We start from the raw sequence: 20,340 nt of genomic DNA on the forward strand, positions 1-20,340 counted from the left end.
CCGGCCGCCACGTGCGGGTCACCGGGAGGGCGGTTCGAGGATCCCGGTCCTCCGGAAGGACATCAGCGCCCTGGTCCACGGCCTCAGCTTGATCCCCTTCGCGTCGAGCCAGGCGTCGCTCCAGTACGTGGTGGGGTACAGGTCGCCGTCATCGCAGATCAGCGTGGCAACGGCGCCCTCACGGCCGTCCCGGACCATCCGCGTCACCAGGTGCAGAGCACCCCAGAGGTTCGTGCCGGTGGACGCGCCGACCCGCAGGCCGGTCGTCCCGTACAGGAACCGCATGGCCGCCAGGCTCGCGGCGTCCGGGACGGGCATCACGGTGTCCACCACGGACGCGTCGAAGCTCGGCTCGACGCGCGGGCGGCCGATCCCCTCGATCAGGGACGGCATCCCGGTCGTGTAGTCGTCGGCGCCGTAGGCCCAGCCGGGAAAGTACGCCGAATTCTCCGGGTCCACGACCGTGAGCCGGGGGCCGCGGCCCCCGGCGCCCGTCGCGATGCGGCGGCCGATCGCGGTGGCGGTGCCCCCGCTTCCCGCGCCGACCACGATCTCGTCGGGGACGACCGGGAGCCGGTCGAACAGGACGTGCCCGATGTCGTCCTCACCGCCCGCGCTCGCCGCGATGGCGTCGGCGGATGCGGCGAGGTAGTTCATGTAGTGGCCGCCGCTCCGCTCGGCGAGCTGCTCGGCCTCGTCGTAGATGGCGAGCGGCGGATGGACGAGGTGGACCGTCCCGCCGTGGCCCTCGATCCGCGCGATCTTCTCCGCGCCGGAGCGGCGCGGCATGACCGCGACGAACGGGTGTCCCAGGAGGCGGGCGACGTACGCCTGTGCGACGGCCGCGTTCCCGCCGGTCGCCTCGACGACCGTCGCCCCCGGCTCGAGCGCGCCGCGGCGCAGGGCGTCCCGGAACAGGGCGCGGGCGAGGCGGTGTTTGAGGCTTCCGGTCGGATGGGTCGACTCGTCCAGCAGGTACAGGGCGACGCCCCACTCGGGCGGCAGCGGGAACCGGCGGACGACGCCCGTGGTCGTCCGATGGTCGGCGGCGTCGGCGTCCAGGAGGCGGAGGGAGTCGATCACCAGGAGACAGTAGCCGTCCGAGGAGGGGGATGAACCGCTCCCGTTCCCGCTCGGTTCCTGGGTGCCCCGAGGCGATCCCGGACGGTCCGGTACCGCGCCGGGCCCGGTGTGAGTAGGTTGATGATCATGAGGATGACGAAGTACGGGCACGCGTGCGTCCGCCTCGAGAAGGACGGGCGGGCCCTGGTGATCGACCCCGGGGTCCTGACGCCCGAGACCGAGGCAACCGAGGGCGTGGAGGCGGTGCTCGTCACCCACGAGCACTTCGACCACTTCAGCCTCGGCGCGCTGCGGGACGTCCCCGCGATCTACACCAGCCAGGGCGTCACCCGGGTCCTGGACGAGACGGACGGCTTTCGCGAACTGGACCGCGACCGCGTCCATGTCGTCCGGGACGGCGACACGTTCGAAGCCGCCGGGTTCCGGGTCCGCGTGGCGGGCGAGAAGCACCACCTCAGCCACCTCGACTTCCCGCCCTGCGACAACGTCGGCTTCCTCCTGGACGACGAGGTGTTCCATCCCGGCGACGCGCTGACCAGGGTGGACGTCCCGACGTTGCTGGTTCCGGGGCAGGCGCCGTGGCTGACCGTCCCGATGATGACGGCGTACCTGCGGGCCGTCGCCCCGGAGCGGGCGTTCGCGATCCACGACGGGCTGGTGAACGAGATGGGCCTGCGGGTGATCGACGACGTGCTGGAGATGGAGGCCGACCGGGCGGGCCGCGAGATCCGGCGGCCGTCCGCCGGGGAGGTCGTGGAGCTGTAACCCTGGGGAAGCTTGGGGCGGTCGTGGGCTCCCCACTGCCCGACCTTGGGGAACGCTCCCTGCATGAGCAGTACGGAAAGGGACGTCCAGGCCGGGCGGGTTCTCGGAACCTGGCGGGACGGGATGGCGCGGTTCCTCGGCATCCCCTACGGGCGTCCGCTCACGGGCGAGGCCCGGTTCGCCCCGCCGGACACGGACGTGGGCTGGGAGGGGGTGTTCGACGCGACGGTGTTCGGGCCGTCGCCGCCGCAGGCCTCCGTCACGTCCGGCCCGCCGGGCTCGGATCCGGACGACTACCTCCGCCTCAACGTCTGGACGCCCGATCCCGACGCGTCCGGCCTTCCCGTCATCGTGTGGGTGCACGGGGGCGGATTCGTGACGGGGACGTCCGCCGATCCGTCCTTCGAGGGGACGGGCCTCGCGCGGGACGCGAACGCCGTGCTCGTCTCGCTGAACCACCGCCTCGGCATGGACGGGTTCGCGCTCGTGGACGGCGCTCCCGCGAACCGCGCGCTGCTCGACCAGGCGGCGGCGCTGCGCTGGGTGCACGACAACATCGCCGCGTTCGGCGGCGATCCCGCGAAGGTGACGCTGTACGGGCAGTCGGCGGGCGCGGGATGCGTCGCGGCGCTGGTCACGATGCCGTCGCTGCACGGGTTGTTCCGGCGGGTGATCCTGGCCAGCCTGCCGAACGCCTACCAGTCCCCCGAACGCGCCCGGCAGGTCGCGGCGGACGTCGCGGGACGCGTCGGGGCTCGTCCGACCGCCGCCTCCCTCGCGCGCGTCCCGGCGGACGTGCTGGTCAGGGCGGTCGCCGAGGGCCTGGAGCGGAACAGCCCGGGCCCGGTCGTGGACGGCGAGGTGCTGCCCACCGACCCGTGGACCGCGTTCGGCGACGGCGCGCTCGGCGACGTCCCGGTCATGATCGGCCACACGCGCGACGAGTATCGGCTGTTCGTCGCCCGCGCCGGGCTGCTCGGCCGCGTGCCCGCCGAACAGTCCGAACACGCGCTGAAGACGCTCGCGCCGGGCAGTCCGGAGGCCTACCGGACGGCCTATCCCGAGGCCTCGCCCGAGCAGTTGTACGACCTGGTCGTCAGCGACGCGCTGTTCCGCATGGGGACCTACCGGCTCGCCGAACTGCACGAGGGACCGACCTACCTGTACGAGCTGAGGTTCCCGGTTCCGGCGGAGGGCGGAGCGCTCGGCTCGCCCCACGGCGCCGACATTCCGCTCGTCTTCGACGTTTTCGACGAGGGCCTCGGGCTCGAGTTGTACGAGGGCGAGCCGTCCGCCGAGGCCCGGGAGCTGGGCGCGGAGATGCGCCGGGCCTGGGGCGACTTCGCGCGCGCCGGTGATCCGGGCTGGCTGCCGTTCGACCAGGACCGCCGGTTGACACGGGTCTTCGACGGGCAGCTTTCGGAGGTCCGGTACCCGGAGGAGGCGTCCCGCCGGATCTGGGCCGAGACCCGGTTCGGCCCCCTTCCCCCTTCGTAGGGCGCGGGCGACCGGGTTCGTCGTGTGGAGGCCACGCTTCGCGAACATGACGGGCAGTTCGCCGTTACTTGACCTTTCTCTAGGCACGTCCGGGTATCTCCAGGCGAAAGCGGGCCGCGGACGGACGCGGGCAGCGGATCGGGAGGTACTCAATGCGGGTCTTCGTCACGGGCGCGTCCGGATGGATCGGGTCGGCCCTCGTGCCGGAACTCCTCGGAGCAGGCCACCAGGTGACCGGCCTCGCCCGGTCGGACTGCGCGGCCGGGGCCATCGCCGGGTCGGGGGCCGAGGCGCTGCGCGGCGACCTGGACGACCTGGACCTGCTGCGCGCCGCCGCGTCCGACGCCGACGGGGTCGTCCACCTGGCGTTCGACCACGACTTCTCCCGGTACGAGCAGTCGGTGCGCGACGACGCGCGGGTCATCGGCGCGTTGTGCGAGGCGCTCGCGGGATCCAGGAAACCGCTGGTCGTCACGTCCGGAACGCCGATCGTGCCGGGACGCGCGGCGACCGAGGACGACGAGTCCCCGCCGGGCACCCCGGCGGCGGCCCGGGACGCCAACACCCGGCTGGCCCTCGACGCGGCGGGCCACGGTGTCCGGTCGTCGGTCGTGCGGCTGCCCCGGTCGGTGCACGGCGTGGACGACCTGCACGGCTTCGTCGCCCGCATGATCGACATCGCCCGCGCGAAGGGCGTGTCCGGAAAGGTCGGCGACGGGGCGAGCCGCTGGCCCGCGGTCCACGTCGAGGACGCCGCGCTCCTGTTCCGCCTGGCGCTGGAGGAGGCTCCGGCGGGATCGGTGCTCCACGCGGTCGGCGACGAGGGCGTCCCGATCCATGACATCGCCGACGCGATCGGCCGCCACCTGGACGTGCCGACCTCGTCCGTCCCGGCGGACGACTTCGGCTTCCTCGGCCCGCTCCTCTCGGTCGACCAGCCCGCCTCGAGCATGCTGACCCGCCAGCTTCTGGAGTGGCAGCCGACCCGTCCCGGGCTCCTGGCCGACCTGAACATGGGCCACTACTTCGACGAGGTCGTTCAGTAGGCGGAGCCGCCGCCTTTTCGCCCGCGTCCGGCCCGACGGCGCATCACGACGTTCACCGGACGGCCCCCACCGCGGGGCTCACCGCTGGACGCGGTCCAGGAACCCGGCGATGAGCGGGGCGATCTCGGGCAGGTGTGTCTCAAGGGCGAAGTGGCCCGTGTCGAACAGGTGGAGTTCGGCGTCCGGCAGGTCGGCGAGGTAGGCGCGGGCTCCGGGGGCGGGGAAGAACGGGTCGTTCGCGCCCCAGGTGATGAGCGTGGGCGGGGTGTACTGGCGCAGCCAAGCCTGCCAGGCGGGGTAGCGCTCGACGTTGGAGTGGTAGTCGAACGCCAGTGCGACCTGGGCCTCCTTGCGTCCGGGCAGGTCGAGGAAGTGCTGGTCGAGCGTCCACGACTCGGGGGCGATCGTGGCGGGGTCGGCGACACCGGTCTCGTACTGGCCGCGCGTGCCTTCGAGGGTGAGCAGGCCGCGGACGGTCCGTTCGGCGTCCGGCCGGCCGGGGCGCAGGGCGATGAAGTCGCGAGCGCCGTCGGAGAGCCCGGCCTCGTAGGCGTTGCCGTTCTGGACGACCAGGCCGGCGATCCACTCGGGGTGCCGCTCGGCCAACCGGAACCCGACCGGAGCGCCGAAGTCGAAGACGTACATGACGAACCGCCGCAGTCCGAACCGCTGGACGAATCCCTCGGTGACGTCGGCGAGCCGGTCGAACGAGTAGGTGAAGTCGTCCGGTGCCTGAGTGTGCCCGAACCCCGGATAGTCGGGCGCGATGAGCCGGTAGCGCGTCCCCAGGGCGTCCATCAGCCGCCGGAACTGATGCGACCCGGACGGGAACCCGTGCAACAGGAGCAGGACGGGCGCGTCCTCACGCTCGGGCAGCGACTCCCGGTAGAAGACGCGCACGCCGTCGACGTCCAGGTGACGATGAACGGACCGGCTGGCCTGAGGAAACGTCATCACTAATGCCTCTCTGCCATGAAGATGCGTTAGTTATAGCGAGCAATGAACTAACGGGTCAAGCGGCTGGATGTAGCATTAGGTTCATGAGCGACGTCGTCCCGCTGACCGGTGAGCCCCTCGCACTGGACCTGGTCAACACCCTCACCGCCGCGGGCGACCTGCTCGCCACCCCCGATGACCTGCGGAGATGGCGCGATCTTCAGGAGGAACGACTCCCGGACACCCCACCCGCCGACGCGGACGCCCTCGCCGCCGTACGGGTCGTCCGCGAGCACACCGCTCGGGCGCTGGACAGCATCCGGCACGGCGAACGCCCGGACGACGCGGACCTGAAGGCACTCAACGACGCGCAGCGCGCCGCACCCGCCATCAAGGATCTGACGTGGGACGGCTCGACACTCGTCGCGTCACACCACCGAAGCGGGCCGCCCGAAACCCGGCTCGCCGCGCACCTGGCCGAGGCGGCGGCCGAGCTCCTGTCCGACCCGGCGGTCACCCGGATTCGCGAGTGCGAGGCGGACGACTGCGTGATGCTCTTCCTCCCCGCCCACCCGCGCCGCCGCTGGTGCTCCCCCGCCCGCTGCGGCAACCGCGTCCGCGTGGCCCGCCACTACCAACGCCACAAGCCCAACTAGCCCCCACCCCCTCCCCATTCGACGGGTTCGCGCTCACTCGAGGCATTAGCCGCTGATTGGGACAGCGCATTCGCGCACGGCAAAACCCTCCGGAATAGCTCCCGAAACGCGCCCAAGGCAGGGGGATATCACGGAATTGGAACTGTTCGTCCGTGCGGATTTAGCGGGGTCGGATAAGGGATTGGGGTGTTCTGGGATTTCGGGGTCGGGGTGCTTTGGGGTGGGGCGGGGGGTTCGTCCGGGAGGGGGAATCGGGGGGATCGATTGGGGGTGATCTCGGGATACCTGACGATCGGTAGCGAGTAGATCACGCCGCGTATTGATCATATGGGGCCTGGGGGGAAGCATGGCCGGTTCGCGGCGCGGCGGAATGTTCCGCTATCTGAGCAAGACGAGGGCATTCATCGCCGCCGCTTTGCGCGGCACGCTGATCACGACGGCGGTTTCGCCCGCGACGGTCGGCCACGCGCGAGCGGACGCTCTGCGAAGGCCGGCCATTCCGGCAGCGGCGGCGGCACGGCGGCGGCCTCGGCCGTCGCCGTGTTCGTGCGTCCGCCCGGGCCCGTCGGGGTGATCTCGGCGTCAGGCGTCGGCGAGGTCGTCCGCGAGGCGGGCGGTGAGCTGGCCGAGGCACTGAGTTTCAGTTGTGGTCAAGCTTCGATTGAAGTTCAGTCCGCCAGCGGGAGGAGGTCCGGGCCGTCCGACTCGGCGGCCAGGGTGACGATGCGGAGCAGGTCGGAGAGCTGGCGGCGCTGCGCCGGAGTCAGGGCCGCCAGCAGGACGCGTTCGCCGGACGACCGGTCCTCGTAGACCGACTCCCACGCGTCGCACGCCTTCGCCGTCAACCGGACGTGCAGGCGGCGGCGGTCGTCCGGATCGGGGACGCGATCGACGTAGCCGTCGCGTTCCAGGCGTTCCAGGCGGTTGGTGAGGGTGGCCGGGCGGACGTCCAGGACCTCGGCGAGCCAGGTGGGACCGGCCTGGAACGGGGCGCCCGTGGAGCGCAGCCACCAGATGACGTCGTACTGCCAGTCCTGCAGGCCGTGCCCGGCGAGCGCCGCTTCGCGCTCGTGGCGCAACCGCCTCACGACGGCCTGCATGCGGGTGATCGCCCCCTCGACGTCCGGGTCGAGGTCGGGCAGTTCGCGGGACCAGAACGCGATGTGCCGGTCGATGGAGTCCTGAGCCATGGAGCGATATTACCATTTCGAATATTTCCAAATCGTAGTAACCTCGCTCCCGTCAACCCCCGACGACGAGGAGGACGGTCATGCCGCTTTGGCCTGATGACCTGGCCGGACAGGTCCACGAGCACACCGTCGACAGCACGCTGCTCCGCGACAACCCGCTCGGCGACCCGCACGAACGACCCCTGTGGGTGTACACGCCGCCCGGCTACGACGACGACCCGGAACGCCGCTACCCGACCGTCTACATGCTGCTCGGCTACACCGGGCGGCTGGAGGCGTGGAGCCGGGCGACCTCGGCCTACCGCGAGCCGGTCCCGGTCGCCACCGACCGGATCTTCGCACGTGGCGAGGCGCCGCCCGCGATCCTGGTGTTCGTGGATGCGTTCACCGTCTACGGCGGAAGCCAGTACGTCGACTCGCGCGGTACCGGGCGCTACCACTCCTACCTGTGCGACGAGATCGTCCCGTGGGTGGACGCGCACTACCGGACGCTCGCCACCCGCGACCACCGTGGGATCGCGGGCAAGTCGAGCGGCGGGCTCGGCGCGTCCATCACCTCGATGATGCGTCCCGACCTGTTCGGCGCGTTCGCGACGCACTCGGGCGACGCGCTGTCGGAGGCCCAGTACACGCCGCACTTCTACAAGGCCGTCCGTGACCTCCGCGCCTACGACGCCGACATCTTCGCGTGGTGGAAGGACTTCGGGTCCCGCGTCGCGTTCACCAAGCAGGAGGACCTGCGGCTCCTGGAGATCCTCGGCGTCTCGGCGTGCTTCTCCCCCGCCGAGGACGGCACTCCCCTGCTCCCCTTCGATCCGACGACGGGCGCGCTCCGTCCGGACGAGTGGCGGCGCTGGCTCGACTGGGACCCGGTGCGGATGGCTCCGTCCCACGCGGACGCGCTGCGCTCGATGCGCGGCATCTGGATCGACGCCGGGACGCACGACGAGTGGTTCCTCGACCTGGGCGCGACGGCGTTCCGGAGGGCTGTCGCGGATGCGGGTGTGCCGGACGAACGGGTCTTCTTCGAGCTGTTCGACGGCGGTCACATGGCCGTCGAGTACCGGCAGCCGCCCGCCGTCGCCTGGCTCTCGCGCGTCCTCACCCCGGCGGTCGGCTAGCGGCGGGTGACCGTCCGGGTGACACCGGCCGCGACCGTGGACACCAGGATCCAGCCGACGGCGACCAGCACGAAGGAGAACCACTGTGCCGCGCCCTTCGGGTTGAAGGCGTACTTCTGGCCGAGCGTCACCAGCGGCAGCATGAGGTCGAGGGTGTAGACGAACGGGTTGAAGTGCGGCGCCTCGCCCTTCTTCAGGGGAGCGGGGTGGTCCAGGGAGAAGACGGTCGTGCCGACGGTCAGGAAGAACGCCACCCAGGCGGCGGCGAGCCAGGGCCGGTACCCATAGCCGACCGTCACGTCCTGGACGAGACTCCACGCGCGCGCGACTGGCGACCGGAACCGGCGCTGGCTTCGTTCTCGCTCGTAGAGGATGCGTTGGGCCTGTGACTGCCGACCCAGGTGGACGTACATCTGGGCCAGTTGGTCACATGCCTGAGGACGCTGGTCCTGCGGCGCGCGTTCCACCCAGTCGAGGCGTTCGCGGGCGGTCAGCGCCGGTTGCAGCGTCTCGTACACGAGGCCGTCCATGCTCAGGCTCGCGGGCCAGCTCTCGGGAAGGTCGCGCAGGACGGTCAGGCGGGCGCCGTCGAGGACCACCCGGCCCTCGACGGTGTCCCCGGGCAGGAGGGCGAGCTCGGTCGCCTGGATGCCGGAGACGTCGAGGGCCGTGCCTCCGGGACACCGCAGTTCGATTCCGGTGAGGTCGATGCCGAGGCGGAAGCGGCTGTCCACAAGGCGGATCTCGCGGTCGGCCCGCACCTTCAGCAGGCGGATGCTGGAGGCGACCTCGTTGCGCGTGAAGCGGAAGGCGACGCCGGTCGGAGCGCCGCTCAGCCGCATCTTGCTCGCGAGCACGCTGCTGTTCAGGGTGCTGTTGCTGATGCGGAGCTCGCCCTCCGCCCGCAGCCTGCTCAGCCGCAGCGTGCCTCCGACCTCACCGTTCTCCATGTCCAGGCAGACCCCGTCCCGGCCGGGGCCGAGGGACGCGTCGACCAGGCTGAACTCCCCCGCGACGCGCGTGCCGCCCAGGCGGATCTCTCCACCGCTCACGGTCAGGCGGGGCGCGTCGAGGTGCCCGATGGTGGCGCGCTCGAGGCTCAGGGCGGGGCGTCCGGCGCCGTCGAGACGGGCGTCGGACAGGTGCACGCCCCCGTCGAAGCGGACGCCGACCAACCGGAGCTCGCCCTCGACGGTCAGGCCGCGTTCGCACCAGAACGCGCCGGTGAGGTGGGCGCGCGCGGCGCTCAGCGCGAACCCGCCGGGGTTGCTCAGGCGCGCGCCGGGCAGCAGCAGCGGGCCGCCGATGTCGGCGCTGCGCAGCCGGATCTCCCCCGCCGCCACCATGCCGATGCCGTCGATCCCCTCGCCGATGGTCGCGTTGTCGATGTCGAGCACCACGGCGCCGGGGTTGCCGATGCGCGCGCGGGCGAGGTCGAAGTGGCCGGTGATCCGCGCGCCGCGCAGGACGACGGGACCGTCCGTGACCAGGTCGGGGCAGGCCAGGTCGCCGCGCACCGAGACACCCTCGCCGTCCAGTGCGGCGTCGTGCTCGGACCTGCCGACGGTCGCGCCGTGCAGGCGGAGCCCGCCGGTGATCTCGCCCTGGTCGACGCGGATCCCGCGCTCGATCTCGGTGCCGCGCAGGTCGAGCACCCCCTCGATCCGGACGCGGGGCGCCTTGAGCGCGTTGAGGCGGCTTCCGACCAGCCGGACGGTCCGGGTGACGGCCTCGGCGAGGCGGAGCGGCGCGTCGAAGACGCAGCTCTCGCAGATCAGCGCGACGCCGATGGAGGCGCCCATCAGGTCGAGCCGTCCGGTGACCGTCGCTGCGCGAAGCCGGACGGCGGCGAGCTGACCCGGCTCGGGATCGTGCCCGCCGAGGAGGAGAAGCCTGATGACCTCGGCGCGGACGGTCGTGTCGGCGGCGCCCGTGAGGTCGACCCACGCGCCGGTCGGGAACGCGTCCCAGAGGAGCTGTTCGGCGTCGCTCAGGTCGTCGGGAGGCACCGGATCATTCTGGGGCGATCTCGTCGTCCGGGCCAGACTCGCCGGGGAACAGGATCGGGCTGAGCAGGTAGCGCGTTCGTCCGGGCTCGGACGCGTTGGCCAGGTGGGGGACGATCGCGGCGCGCAGGTCGGCGAGAAGCGCGGCCAGTTCGTCCGGATTCAGCCAGACGGCGTGCTGGCGGTATCCGACCGGATCGGACGACGGGTCGGAGCCGTCGCGGCCGAGGTAGGCGTCGAACTCGGCGGCCAGGGCCGCGAGGGCGGCGGTGAACGCGGCTCGGTGCTCGTCCGGGGAGAGCGCGGCGGCCTCGGCCGGGTCGACGGAAGCGCGCTCGCGGCTCAGGCGGTAGCGACGTTCGACCGCGCCGCGGACGCGCCGCTCGTCCGCGACCTCCAGGACGCCCCCGGCGGCGAGCGCGTCCACATGGCGGTAGACGGTGGCCTTGGAGACGTCCGGGATCAGCTCGGCGAGGCGTGAGGTCGCGAGAACGCGGTCACCGCGCAGCGCGTGCACGATCCGCAGCCGGACGGGGTGGGCGAAGAGGTCCAGAGTGCACACGGGACGAATGCTCTCACACATGCTACCTTTCGCAAATATGAGAACGGATGCGTGGACCCCTCCGCCCTATGCCACCCCGGACGCCCTCGACGAGCGCGACGTCGCGGTCGGCTCGGTCGGCGGAGCGCTGGCGTTGCCACGCGCGGAGGTGCGCGTCGGGGCGGTGCTGCTGAGCGGCGGCGGGCCGTTCGACCGGGACGGAACGGCCGGGCCGAACAAGCCGCTGAAGGACCTGGCGTGGGGCCTCGCCGGACAGGGCATCGCGTCGGTGCGGTTCGACAAGCCGTCCGGGCAGGCCGCGACGATGACGGACGAGTACGTGCCGTTCGCCGTGGAGGCCGTCCGGCGGCTGCGTGACGTGGCGGAACGCGTGTTCGTCGTCGGGCACAGCATGGGCGGCAAGGTCGCGCCGCGCGTCGCGGAGGCGGTCGCGGTGGACGGTCTGGCGCTGCTCGCGGCGGACGCCGAGCCGATGCATCGCGCGGCGGTGCGGGTGTCACGGCATCTGGCGTCACTCGACCCCGCGTACGCGGAGTTCGCGACGCTGATCGAGCGGCAGGTGGCGGCGCTGGACGGGCTGACCCCGGACACGCCGTCCGCCGACCTGCCGTTCGGGTTGCCCTCGTCCTACTGGGCCGACCTGCTCGGATACGACCCGGTCGCGGCGGCCGGGGCGCTCGGCCTGCCGATGTTCGTCGCGCAGGGCGGACGCGACTACCAGGTCACCGTCGCGGACGACCTCTCCCGCTGGCGCGCCGCGTTCGAGGGGCGGCCGGACGTCACGTTCCGGGTCTACGAGGCCGACGACCACATGTTCTTCCCCGGATCCGGGCCGTCCGGACCGGCCGATTACCTGCGTCCGCAACACGTCGATCCGGACGTCGTCGGAGACGTCGCCGCGTGGCTGCTCACGGTGTGAACACCTCACGCGGTGCGCCATCCCCGGGCGACTGGCCAACTTGTTTAAATTTGAACTAGTATGCGGTCATGGTCAGGATGCCTGCGATCTACCTCAGCCACGGCGCGCCGCCGCTCGCCGACGACCCGGTCTGGCCCGGCGAGCTGGCGGCGTGGGCCGCCGACCTGCCGCGCCCCGAGGCCGTCCTCATGGTGTCGGCGCACTGGGAGGACGCGCCGGTCACGGTCGGCGCGACCTCACCCGTCCCGCTCGTGTACGACTTCTGGGGGTTCCCGGAGAAGTACTACCAGGTCACCTACCCCGCGCCCGGCGCGCCGGAGCTGGCCGCCAAGGTGCGCGGGCTGCTCGGGCCGTCGGTGCACGAGGCGCCGGAGCGCGGTCTCGACCACGGCGCGTACGTCCCGCTGAAGGAGATGTACCCCGACGCGGACGTCCCGGTGCTGCAGATGTCGATGCCCACGCTCGACCCGTCCGAGCTGTACGACCTGGGACGGCGCCTCGCGCCGCTCCGCGACGAGGGCGTGCTGATCGTCGGCAGCGGCTTCTTCACCCACAACCTGCGCGCGCTCGACATGTCCGGCCGCGTCGCCACCGCGACCGCCGAGTTCGACGAGTGGGGCCGCCGCGCCCTCGACGCGCACGACGTGGACGCGCTGCTCGACTTCGAGCACAAGGCCCCGGCCCCCGGCTTCGCCCACCCGCGCACCGAGCACTTCGCCCCGCTGTTCGTCACGCTCGGGGCGTCGTCCGGGCAGGACGAGAACGACACCAGCCAGCCCATCGACGGGTTCTGGCTCGGCATGGCGAAGCGGTCGGTGCAGTTCGGCTGACGCCTTCACTCCCGGTCGAGACCATAGACGCGGCGCGCGTTGCCTGCCGCGATCATCCCCGCCAGGCGGGACGCGTCGGCGCCCGTCCACGAACCCTGGGCGACGCCGCCGTCCAGGACCATGGCGAGCGCCCTCCGGAACAGCAGGGCCGCGAGATGGTAGTACTCGGCCAGGCCATAGGCGTCGGACGAGTAGAGCACCTTGCCGAACGGGGCGAGTTCGAGCAGCTCCCCCAGCAGGACCGACGCCCGGTCGCCGACGCCGTGCAGCGCGAGCCCGACGTCCGCGAACACGTTCGGGAAGACCTGCGTGAGATACCCGGCGTTCCGGTGGAACGGGTAGTTGTGCAGGAGCAGGACGGGCGTGCCCGCGCGCGCGAGCTCGCGCAGCAGGCCCGTGAGCAGCAGCGGATCTCCGAGCCTGAGATCGGCCTCGGCGTCCCCGTACCCGACATGGAACTGGACGGGCAGCCGCAGGTCGGACGCGCACCAGACCAGAAACCGGTGCAAGACCGGATCGGCCACGCGCAGCGTCCCTCCCTCGGAGGCTCCGCGCAGTAGACGCTCGACGGCCTTCCCCACCTCGCGGTCGGTCGGGCGTTCGCCCGCCAGGTCGAGCCCGGCGCGGTAGGCGGCGATCGACTTCACCCCGATCGCGTTCCGCGTCCTGTCGGCCAGGGCCGCGCGGAACGCGCCGGGGAAGCCGTCCGCGCCGTCGTCCCGTGCGGCGACGGTCTCGGCGAGCGTCTCCAGCCGGACGATCTCGTGCGCCGTCGCGCCCGCGAGCCCGCCCAGTTCGTCCGGAGTGAGCAGCCCGTCCGCGTCGAAGCCGGTGTCGACGCACAGCGCGTCCACCCCCGCGGACGCCAGGAACCGCCGGTTGACCTCGGCGAATCCGAGCTCGGCGCGGCGCGCGAGATAGGCGTCCGGCGACGCGTGCGGCGCGAGATCCAGAACGGGCGCGCACCACCGCCGGACGGCCATCCCGACACGCGCGTCGAAGAAACTCCCCCCGAGCGGCCCGGGGGCGGCGTCCGCCTCGGTCATCAGCGCCTCGAACCCGGCCCGGTCGAGATCACGGCGGACCACCCCATGGCAATGGTGGTCGACCAGCGGAGGAATGTCGTCGTCAAGCACCGCGCCTCCCTCGTCATAGCGTCAGGACGACCCTACGATGCGTAATTGCGACCGTGCGGCACCCGACGTCCTCATCCGCACCACACGGGGCACCGCACGCACACCCGTCCCCGCGCTCGACGAACGGCGCGTCCACGCGCGACGCGGCAGACGGGACGAGACGGACCGGCCAGGACGTGGACGAGCGATGGGAGCAGGGCGTGGAACGGAATGACAGCGGGGCGGCGCGGCAGGCGTTCCAGCCCCTCGACGCGGACGACCGGAAGCGGATGGCCGCCCACGCGGCGCGGCTCGTGCCCGAGCTGGAGGATCTCGCCGGGGTCGTGCTGGGCTGGGTGGACACCAGCGGCATCACGCGGATCAAGACCGTGCCGGTGCCGCGGCTCGAGCACGCGGCGGAGTGGGGCGTGGGCATGGCGCCGTGCTTCGACGTGTTCCTGCTGGACGACTCGATCGTGGCCGGGGAGTACATCGGCGGGCCGGTCGGCGACCTGCGCCTCCACCCCGACCTCGACCGGCTCGTCCGGCTCGCGGCGCTGCCCGGCTGGGCCTGGGCGCCGGTGACCCGGTACACCCAGGAGGGAACCGTCCACCCGCTGGACTCCCGCGCGCTGCTCGCCCGCGAGGTCGAGCGGCTCGCGGAGCTCGGCTGGTCGGTGCGCGGCGCGTTCGAGATCGAGTGGTCGCTGTCGGACGACGACGGGACCGACCACTTCACCCCGGCCTGCAAGGGCCCCGCCTACAGCATGACGCGGCTCAGCGAGCTGAACCGCTACCTGCGCGACCTGCTCGACGCGCTCACCGAGACCGGCGTCTCGATCGACCAGCTGCACCCCGAGTACGCGCCCGGCCAGTACGAGCTGTCCTTCGCGGCCGAGGACCCGGTGGGCGCCGCCGACACCGCCATCCTCGTCCGGGAGACGATCCGCGCCGTGTCGCTCGACCACGGCATGGTCGCGTCGTTCTCGCCCAAGGTGCTCGCCGACTCGGTCGGCAACGGCGGGCACATCCACCTCAGCCTGTGGCGGGACGAACCGGCGCGCGGTCGGGCGGAGGAGCCTGTCGCGGGCGCCGTGGACGGGCCGGTGAACATGATGACCGGCGGGCACGGGCCGTTCGGGCTGACTGCTGAGGGCGAGGCGTTCGCCGCGGGGATCCTCGGACGGCTGTCCGCGCTGCTCGCGATCGGCGCGCCGACCGTCTCGAGTTACCTGCGGCTGATCCCGTCGCACTGGGCGGGCGTGTTCGGCTGCTGGGGCCTGGAGAACCGGGAGGCGGCGATACGCCTGGTCACCGGCGCGGTCGGCGACCGCGGCCGGGCCGCCAACATCGAGATCAAGTGCTTCGACGAGGCCGCGAACCCGCACCTGCTGCTCGCCGCGCTGCTCGCCGCGGGCCGTGCCGGGCTCGCCGCGAAGGCGGCGCTGCCCGAGCCGATCGCGGTGGACCCGGCCTCGCTGTCGGACACCGAGCGCATCCGGCTCGGCATCGAGCAGCTGCCGGAGTCGCTGGCGGAGGCGGTCGCGGCGTTCGAGCGGGACGAGGTGCTCGCCGAGGCCCTCGGTCCCGAGGTGATCGACACGGTGGCGACCGTCCGGCGCGGGGAGATCGAGCTGTTCGCGCAGGCGTCGCCGGAGCAGATCACCGAATCCACCCGATGGCGCCACTGAGCGCAACATTTCCCGACATCTTTCACACTCGCTGACCAGCGAGACCTTCTGGACGACCGAGGTAGATCGGACTTTCTTAACAGACCGGACACCGGCCGGTGACCTTCGGACGGCAGGCTCCTGATCGTTTGAGCCGGCGCGCAAGCGTCGGCGCCTCCGACGAGTTCAGGAGCCGACGTGTCCCTCCACGCCGTCCGAATCTCCCTCCGCGCCGCCCGGGTCCCCACGGCCGCCTTCGGCGCGGCCGCGCTGCTGGCCGGGTCCTGGGCGGGCGCCGCCCAGGCCGCGCCCGCCTCCGGCGCGCCCCAGGTCACCGCCGCGAGGACCTGCCACGCGTCCAGCCTCAACCCGGCCACCTCCCGGCCGGACCCGAGGTGCCAGCCCGGCGCGACCAACCCGGCCGTCACCCAGGCGACCATCCACAGGACCATCTGCGTTCCGGGCTACTCCAAGCGGATCCGCCCGCCGTCCTCCTACACCAGTGCGCTGAAGCGGCAGCAGATCAAGGAGTACGGCTACCGGGACACCACGATGTCCCACTACGAGGAGGACCACCTCATCCCCCTCAGCCTCGGCGGCGCGCCACGCGACCCCAAGAACCTGTGGCCCGAGCCGGGCGGCTCCCCCAACCCCAAGGACGGCATCGAGTTCAAGCTGTACAAGGCCGTCTGCGCGGGCAAGGTCAGCCTCCGCGCCGCGCAGAAGGCGATCGCCACCAACTGGACCACCGCGGGCCGCCTCCTCGGCCGCAGCTGATCGTTCTTGTCCTGCCGACCCGTCCGGACCGTCCCCTCCTCCTTCCCCGGGGGACGGCCCGGACGGGTCGCGTCGTTTCCTGGCGGACGGGCGGGTTCTGGCGCTTGACGGGCGGGTCGTCCGGGCCGACGGGATAATCTCGGTGCCAGCCACAGCCGACACCCGCGACAGGCAGGTCTCCCGCCCCATGAAGATCACCGGATACCGCAGTCACGGCGTCGCCGCCGCGGTCGCGCTGGTGAACGCCGTCACCGTCCCGGACGGCGACGACGGCCCGGACGCGCTGCGCCGCATCCTGCGCGTCAACGGGTTCGTCTGGCAGGACTTCGACCCGGCGACCGCCGAGGAGTACCGCGCGTGGGGACGCGAGCTGCGCCCGTTCTTCGAGGCGCCCGACCTGCCCGCGGCCGTCGCCGTCCTCAACGACCTGCTCGAACGGACCCCGACGAACCCGCACCTGTCGGACCACGACGGCCTCGGCCTGCACCTGCACCACGCCCCGCCGTCCGCCAAGCTCCCGCTCCGCTTCCGCTCGACGACGCTGATGCACCTCTCCGAACTCGTCTGCTCCCACGGCATCGGACGGACCGGGGTCTGCGCCGCCCCCGACTGCCTCCGCGTCTACGCCGACACGTCCCGCGCGGGCCGCCGCCGCTTCTGCTCCGAGACCTGCGCCAACCGCACCAACGTCGCCGCCTTCCGCGCCCGCCGCCGCTCCCACACGCCCTGACCACACCCCAACACCCCCGGGTGGCGGGCCTCCGGTCACCGGGTGGAGCGGGGGTCGTCCAGGGTGACGGTCAGGCCCTCGTCGGCGGCGAGCACGTCGTTCTCGAACGCCTCGCTAGCCGCCGCCACGGATGCCGCGCGGTCGTTACCGGGCCAGAAGTGGGTGAGCATCAGCCTGCGAGCGCCCGCCCGGCGAGCCCAGTGCCCGGCTTCGGCGGAGGTCATCAGGTTACGGCCGGGACGCTCCGTCTCACCGTCCCGGTCGGTCGCCTCGACGATGAACAGGTCGGCGTCACGGCCCAGGTCGGCGAGCAGCGGGTGTGGTGCGGTGTCCCCGGTGTAGGCGAGCGTCGCCACCTCGTCCTGTAGCCGCACCCCGGCGTTCGGGACGTAATGCGGCAGCTCGAAGCCGGACAGGGTGAACGGCCCGACCCGGTGGACGCCCGGCAGGGAGTGGACGTCGAAGACCGACTCCAGCTCGACGTCCGGCTCCAGCCCCTGGAGCCGCTCGAGCACGCCCGGCGGGCAGTACAGCGGGACCTTGGCCGCCGGAGCCGGCCGCCCGTAGAACCACACCCGGAACAACCCATGCAGGTCGACGCAGTGATCGGGATGCTCGTGCGTGATGACGACCGCGTCCACGACGCCGTCCGGCCAGTGCGCGAGCAGCCGGGGCAGCGTGCCGTATCCGAGATCGAGGACGACCCGGAACCCGTCCCAGTCCACGGCGAACCCGCTGCACGCCCGTCCCGACTCCGGAAACGCCCCGCAACTGCCGAGCACTGTGACCTGTCGCATCCCTCCAAGATCCCATGCCCCCTGGTCTGTCCGCAGGGCCCGGGCGGCCTGTTCGCGAAGTCCAGATCGAGCTCCACGACGAGCGTGGGGCGGGGCGGCGAGTGCGCTCGCTCGATCTCGTCCGGTGTTGGAGAGGCCGACGTCCTGCGACGTCAGGCGTGCGCGGCGGCTGCGGAGGAAGGTTCTGTTCGGGGCGCGGCGCCACCGGAGGACGGCTCAGCCGGACGGCACCAGCTCGGTGACCGTGCGCATACCGGCCTGAACCACGGAACCGACACCCAGCCCGGCCTTCGCGGCGAGTTCGCCCAACTCCTCGAAGCTCCGCTCCCGTCCGCCGACGTAGCAGAGCATGTTCAGGTCACCTTCGGTGTCGGAGACCCCGGGGACCTCGTCGCCGAAGTGATCCACGACGAGCACCCTTCCCGAGGCCGCCGCGGCTTCGGAGCAGCGTCGCAGGATGCGGAGGGCGTCCGGATCGTCCCAGTCGTGCAGGACGCCCGAGAGCACGTACCCGCCCGCCCCCGCCGGGAGCGCGTCGAAGAAGCTGCCGACCCGCGCGTCCCCGCGATCGCCCAGCCCCGCCGCCTCGATGGCCTGCCGCGCACGGCCCACCGGTCCCGCCAGGTCGACCACCGTCCCCCGCAGGTTCTCGTGGCGGCGAAGGATCGCGATCAGCATGCTCGCGTCGCCTCCGCCCACGTCGACGACGTGACCGAGCGTCCCCCAGGGGTAGGCGGTCGCCACGACCGGCGCGTCGGCGACCAGCCGCGCGCCCATCAACGCGTCGAACGACGCTCCCCGCTCGGGATGTTCCGACAGGTCCTCCCAGAACGACCGTCCGTAGAAGTGCCGGAACGCGGGCTCACCGGTCCGGACGGTGTGCAGCAGGTCGACGAAGCACCGCGTGGCGTGTCCGAGGGCGCCGTCCAGATCCAGCAGGGCCCGGAGGCCCTTCGGGTGATCGTCACGCAGTTCCTCCCCCAGGTCGGTCAGCTGGTGGACACCGTCCTCCGACCGGGTCAGCACCCCGGCCGTGACCAGGTGTTTCATCACCCGCCCGAGAGCGTCCGGATCGGCGTCCACCGCCTCGGCCAGGGCGTCGGCCGTCCGTCGCCCGGCCACGATGTGATCGGCCAGGCGCAGGGTCGCCGCCACCCGGACGACCATCGGAGTGACCAGGTCGGCGACGGCCCAGAGCTTCCCGCCCCAGTCACTGTCCTCTTCAGGCATCCCAGGCTCCTCCGCTCCCGCTCACGACACCGGGTTCGCGCGTCGCCGCGCTCGTCACCCCAGCTCTACCCACTCCCCCCTCAAGGCCATTCCCCCGCCCACCTGACAACCCGACAGCGGAGGCATGTCACGCTTTTCCTGGTTTTTCAGTCGATTTCGCGACGATCTGGACGGCCTGTCCCACGAGACGCTGCACACCGAGGACCGCGTGGTCATCGTCCCGTCGGGTCACCGGCTGTCGGAACGCGCCTCCGTGCGGACGTCCGACCTGGACGGCGAGACGCTGCCGCGCTGGAAGGGTGTCCCTGGAGGCGACGGCACCGGCCCCGAGGTCGTCGACGTGATCCAGCTGCTCCATATGGTCAAGGTCGGCCGGATGGTCGGCGTCCTGCCCCGCTCGCTCGTCGCCCCGGTTCCGCCCGGCCTGGTCTGCGTCCCGGTGACCAACGCCCCTCCGAGCCACCTCGTCCTCGCCTGGAACGCCCAGGACCGCCGTCCCCTGGTCACGTCCTTCGTGATCGCCGCTCTCGGCCACCTTGAGGGCTCCCCTGAGACGGATCCCACCAGCCCGAACACCCGCAGCCCATCGCCATGACCGGCCTCAGGACCGCTCCGCTCCTATGACGTCAAACCTGATACGGCCAGAGGCCGACGCAGTCCGCCGCGACCCTGATCTGCACCCAGGCCCCGTCGACGCTCCTCGGCGGCGCCGCGGCGACGTCGAACAAGATCTGCGCCTCACCCATCTCCAGCACCGCGGCCCCGTCCTCCGTGAGGTGAAGTCGACCGCGCAGGCCGGCCTTGTCGCCCTCCAGCCAGAAGCCGGGCTCGGCAACCGCCGCCAAGTCGGTGTTGCGTCCCCACAGGATGTCCTCGTCGACGCTCCACTCGACATGCCGTTCTGACACCACGTTCGCTCCTCCGGACGACCGCCACTCCACACGCTCGGCAGCAGCGCCTCCCACGCAGGCGACCGTCCTTGACGATGTCACCTGATGGCACAAACCGCAGCGCCAGAACACCCCTCACCTCACCCCCGGCCACCGAACCACACCTGACCAAGGACCTCGGGCCAAGCCGACACAGCCGCGGCCCCGATTCACGCCCGCAGCCCCCCACGCCCCAACGAGGCGGCCCCGCTCCCCCATCACCACCCACTCGAAGACACCCCCAACCAACCCACCCCCAGCACCAACGCCATCCCCCACCCACGCACACCACCCTGCAGGCGAAGCAGGACGCCGCACCCCGGTGAAGCGTCGCCCTGCGGTGAGACGCCACCAGCCGATCGAGCGCCGCGCCGCGGTGGGGCGTAGCGCCCTGGGGTGGGAGGTCGCGGCCCGGTCGAGCACCGCGGTCCAGCGGAGCATCGCGCCACGGCGGAGCTCCACGGCGGAGCGCCGCAGTGCG

20 protein-coding genes are annotated in these 20,340 nt (G+C 72.1%); 11 read left to right on the forward strand and 9 right to left on the reverse strand.

Going from position 1 to position 20,340, the window contains the following annotated elements:
• Positions 1–18 precede the first annotated feature (18 nt).
• A complete protein-coding gene (locus tag P696_RS48100; protein ID WP_245627810.1) occupies positions 19–1,083 on the reverse strand; it encodes a PLP-dependent cysteine synthase family protein in 1,065 nt (354 codons plus the stop codon).
• 126 nt (positions 1,084–1,209) lie between these two features.
• Here P696_RS48100 and P696_RS0125665 point away from each other — a divergent pair, with 126 nt between their 5' ends.
• The 3 genes from P696_RS0125665 (at position 1,210) to P696_RS0125675 (ending at position 4,391) form a co-directional block, all read left to right on the forward strand.
• Positions 1,210–1,848, forward strand: a complete 639-nt coding sequence (locus tag P696_RS0125665) for an MBL fold metallo-hydrolase (protein ID WP_026414564.1) — start codon at positions 1,210–1,212, stop codon at positions 1,846–1,848.
• Positions 1,849–1,911: 63 nt separating this feature from the next.
• On the forward strand, positions 1,912–3,345 hold the full coding sequence (locus tag P696_RS0125670; protein ID WP_026414565.1) for a carboxylesterase/lipase family protein: 1,434 nt from the start codon (positions 1,912–1,914) through the stop codon (positions 3,343–3,345).
• 152 nt (positions 3,346–3,497) lie between these two features.
• Positions 3,498–4,391: an SDR family oxidoreductase gene (locus tag P696_RS0125675; RefSeq protein WP_026414566.1), complete on the forward strand. Its 894-nt coding sequence runs from the start codon at positions 3,498–3,500 to the stop codon at positions 4,389–4,391.
• Between the two features lie 78 nt (positions 4,392–4,469).
• On the opposite strand, the gene P696_RS0125680 is transcribed toward P696_RS0125675, so the two are convergent.
• Entirely contained in the window at positions 4,470–5,345 is an 876-nt protein-coding gene (locus P696_RS0125680) for an alpha/beta fold hydrolase (RefSeq protein WP_026414567.1), read from the reverse strand.
• Positions 5,346–5,431: 86 nt separating this feature from the next.
• Here P696_RS0125680 and P696_RS0125685 point away from each other — a divergent pair, with 86 nt between their 5' ends.
• Positions 5,432–5,983, forward strand: a complete 552-nt coding sequence (locus P696_RS0125685) for a CGNR zinc finger domain-containing protein (RefSeq protein WP_026414568.1) — start codon at positions 5,432–5,434, stop codon at positions 5,981–5,983.
• 668 nt (positions 5,984–6,651) lie between these two features.
• Here P696_RS0125685 and P696_RS0125690 read toward each other — a convergent pair.
• Positions 6,652–7,173 carry a MarR family winged helix-turn-helix transcriptional regulator gene (locus P696_RS0125690; protein ID WP_026414569.1) on the reverse strand — a complete coding sequence of 174 codons (522 nt, stop codon included), beginning with the start codon at positions 7,171–7,173 and terminating at the stop codon, positions 6,652–6,654.
• Between the two features lie 80 nt (positions 7,174–7,253).
• Here P696_RS0125690 and P696_RS0125695 point away from each other — a divergent pair, with 80 nt between their 5' ends.
• A complete protein-coding gene (locus P696_RS0125695; RefSeq protein WP_026414570.1) occupies positions 7,254–8,294 on the forward strand; it encodes an alpha/beta hydrolase in 1,041 nt (346 codons plus the stop codon).
• On the opposite strand, the gene P696_RS0125700 is transcribed toward P696_RS0125695, so the two are convergent.
• Complete coding sequence (locus tag P696_RS0125700; RefSeq protein WP_026414571.1) at positions 8,291–10,303, reverse strand: hypothetical protein; 2,013 nt, start codon at positions 10,301–10,303, stop codon at positions 8,291–8,293. The two genes, P696_RS0125695 and P696_RS0125700, sit on opposite strands and share 4 nt — an antisense overlap.
• Positions 10,304–10,307: 4 nt before the next feature.
• Entirely contained in the window at positions 10,308–10,862 is a 555-nt protein-coding gene (locus P696_RS0125705; protein WP_026414625.1) for a helix-turn-helix domain-containing protein, read from the reverse strand.
• 37 nt (positions 10,863–10,899) lie between these two features.
• Here P696_RS0125705 and P696_RS48105 point away from each other — a divergent pair, with 37 nt between their 5' ends.
• Positions 10,900–11,781 carry an alpha/beta hydrolase family protein gene (locus P696_RS48105; RefSeq protein ID WP_051468175.1) on the forward strand — a complete coding sequence of 294 codons (882 nt, stop codon included), beginning with the start codon at positions 10,900–10,902 and terminating at the stop codon, positions 11,779–11,781.
• A gap of 68 nt (positions 11,782–11,849) precedes the next feature.
• A complete protein-coding gene (locus P696_RS0125715; protein WP_034486850.1) occupies positions 11,850–12,611 on the forward strand; it encodes a dioxygenase family protein in 762 nt (253 codons plus the stop codon).
• A gap of 5 nt (positions 12,612–12,616) precedes the next feature.
• Here P696_RS0125715 and P696_RS0125720 read toward each other — a convergent pair whose 3' ends face one another.
• Positions 12,617–13,747 (reverse strand): amidohydrolase family protein, encoded by a 1,131-nt coding sequence (locus P696_RS0125720; RefSeq protein WP_026414573.1) that lies wholly within the window; start codon positions 13,745–13,747, stop codon positions 12,617–12,619.
• A gap of 200 nt (positions 13,748–13,947) precedes the next feature.
• Between P696_RS0125720 and P696_RS0125725 the strand changes: the two genes are divergently transcribed.
• The 3 genes from P696_RS0125725 (at position 13,948) to P696_RS48110 (ending at position 16,903) form a co-directional block, all read left to right on the forward strand.
• Positions 13,948–15,417: a type I glutamate--ammonia ligase gene (locus tag P696_RS0125725; protein WP_211245857.1), complete on the forward strand. Its 1,470-nt coding sequence runs from the start codon at positions 13,948–13,950 to the stop codon at positions 15,415–15,417.
• A 177-nt stretch (positions 15,418–15,594) separates the two neighbouring features.
• A complete protein-coding gene (locus tag P696_RS0125730) occupies positions 15,595–16,173 on the forward strand; it encodes a hypothetical protein (RefSeq protein WP_157429913.1) in 579 nt (192 codons plus the stop codon).
• 142 nt (positions 16,174–16,315) lie between these two features.
• On the forward strand, positions 16,316–16,903 hold the full coding sequence (locus P696_RS48110; RefSeq protein ID WP_157429914.1) for a CGNR zinc finger domain-containing protein: 588 nt from the start codon (positions 16,316–16,318) through the stop codon (positions 16,901–16,903).
• Between the two features lie 35 nt (positions 16,904–16,938).
• Here P696_RS48110 and P696_RS0125740 read toward each other — a convergent pair whose 3' ends face one another.
• Together P696_RS0125740 and P696_RS0125745 are read right to left on the reverse strand one after the other, a co-directional pair.
• Positions 16,939–17,700, reverse strand: coding sequence for an MBL fold metallo-hydrolase (locus P696_RS0125740; protein WP_026414576.1), 762 nt, complete (start codon positions 17,698–17,700; stop codon positions 16,939–16,941).
• 216 nt (positions 17,701–17,916) lie between these two features.
• Positions 17,917–18,930 (reverse strand): methyltransferase, encoded by a 1,014-nt coding sequence (locus P696_RS0125745; RefSeq protein WP_026414577.1) that lies wholly within the window; start codon positions 18,928–18,930, stop codon positions 17,917–17,919.
• A gap of 124 nt (positions 18,931–19,054) precedes the next feature.
• On the opposite strand from P696_RS0125745, the gene P696_RS48115 reads away from it, so the two are divergent.
• Complete coding sequence (locus tag P696_RS48115; RefSeq protein WP_211245858.1) at positions 19,055–19,525, forward strand: LysR substrate-binding domain-containing protein; 471 nt, start codon at positions 19,055–19,057, stop codon at positions 19,523–19,525.
• Between the two features lie 31 nt (positions 19,526–19,556).
• Here the strand turns inward: P696_RS48115 and P696_RS48120 are convergent, their stop codons facing one another.
• Positions 19,557–19,841 carry a hypothetical protein gene (locus P696_RS48120; RefSeq protein ID WP_051468177.1) on the reverse strand — a complete coding sequence of 95 codons (285 nt, stop codon included), beginning with the start codon at positions 19,839–19,841 and terminating at the stop codon, positions 19,557–19,559.
• Between the last annotated feature and the right edge of the window lie 499 nt (positions 19,842–20,340).

This window comes from Actinomadura oligospora ATCC 43269, from assembly GCF_000518265.1.
Taxonomy (GTDB): Bacteria; Actinomycetota; Actinomycetes; order Streptosporangiales; family Streptosporangiaceae; genus Spirillospora; species Spirillospora oligospora.

Coding starts and splice junctions, on each gene's coding strand:
- P696_RS0125665 (WP_026414564.1), top strand. CDS start 1,210: ATGAGGATGACGAAGTACGGGCACGCGTGCGTCCGCCTCGAGAAGGAC.
- P696_RS0125670 (WP_026414565.1), top strand. CDS start 1,912: ATGAGCAGTACGGAAAGGGACGTCCAGGCCGGGCGGGTTCTCGGAACC.
- P696_RS0125675 (WP_026414566.1), top strand. CDS start 3,498: ATGCGGGTCTTCGTCACGGGCGCGTCCGGATGGATCGGGTCGGCCCTC.
- P696_RS0125680 (WP_026414567.1), bottom strand. CDS start 5,345: ATGACGTTTCCTCAGGCCAGCCGGTCCGTTCATCGTCACCTGGACGTC.
- P696_RS0125685 (WP_026414568.1), top strand. CDS start 5,432: ATGAGCGACGTCGTCCCGCTGACCGGTGAGCCCCTCGCACTGGACCTG.
- P696_RS0125690 (WP_026414569.1), bottom strand. CDS start 7,173: ATGGCTCAGGACTCCATCGACCGGCACATCGCGTTCTGGTCCCGCGAA.
- P696_RS0125695 (WP_026414570.1), top strand. CDS start 7,254: ATGCCGCTTTGGCCTGATGACCTGGCCGGACAGGTCCACGAGCACACC.
- P696_RS48105 (WP_051468175.1), top strand. CDS start 10,900: ATGAGAACGGATGCGTGGACCCCTCCGCCCTATGCCACCCCGGACGCC.
- P696_RS0125715 (WP_034486850.1), top strand. CDS start 11,850: ATGGTCAGGATGCCTGCGATCTACCTCAGCCACGGCGCGCCGCCGCTC.
- P696_RS0125740 (WP_026414576.1), bottom strand. CDS start 17,700: ATGCGACAGGTCACAGTGCTCGGCAGTTGCGGGGCGTTTCCGGAGTCG.
- P696_RS0125745 (WP_026414577.1), bottom strand. CDS start 18,930: ATGCCTGAAGAGGACAGTGACTGGGGCGGGAAGCTCTGGGCCGTCGCC.
- P696_RS48115 (WP_211245858.1), top strand. CDS start 19,055: ATGTCACGCTTTTCCTGGTTTTTCAGTCGATTTCGCGACGATCTGGAC.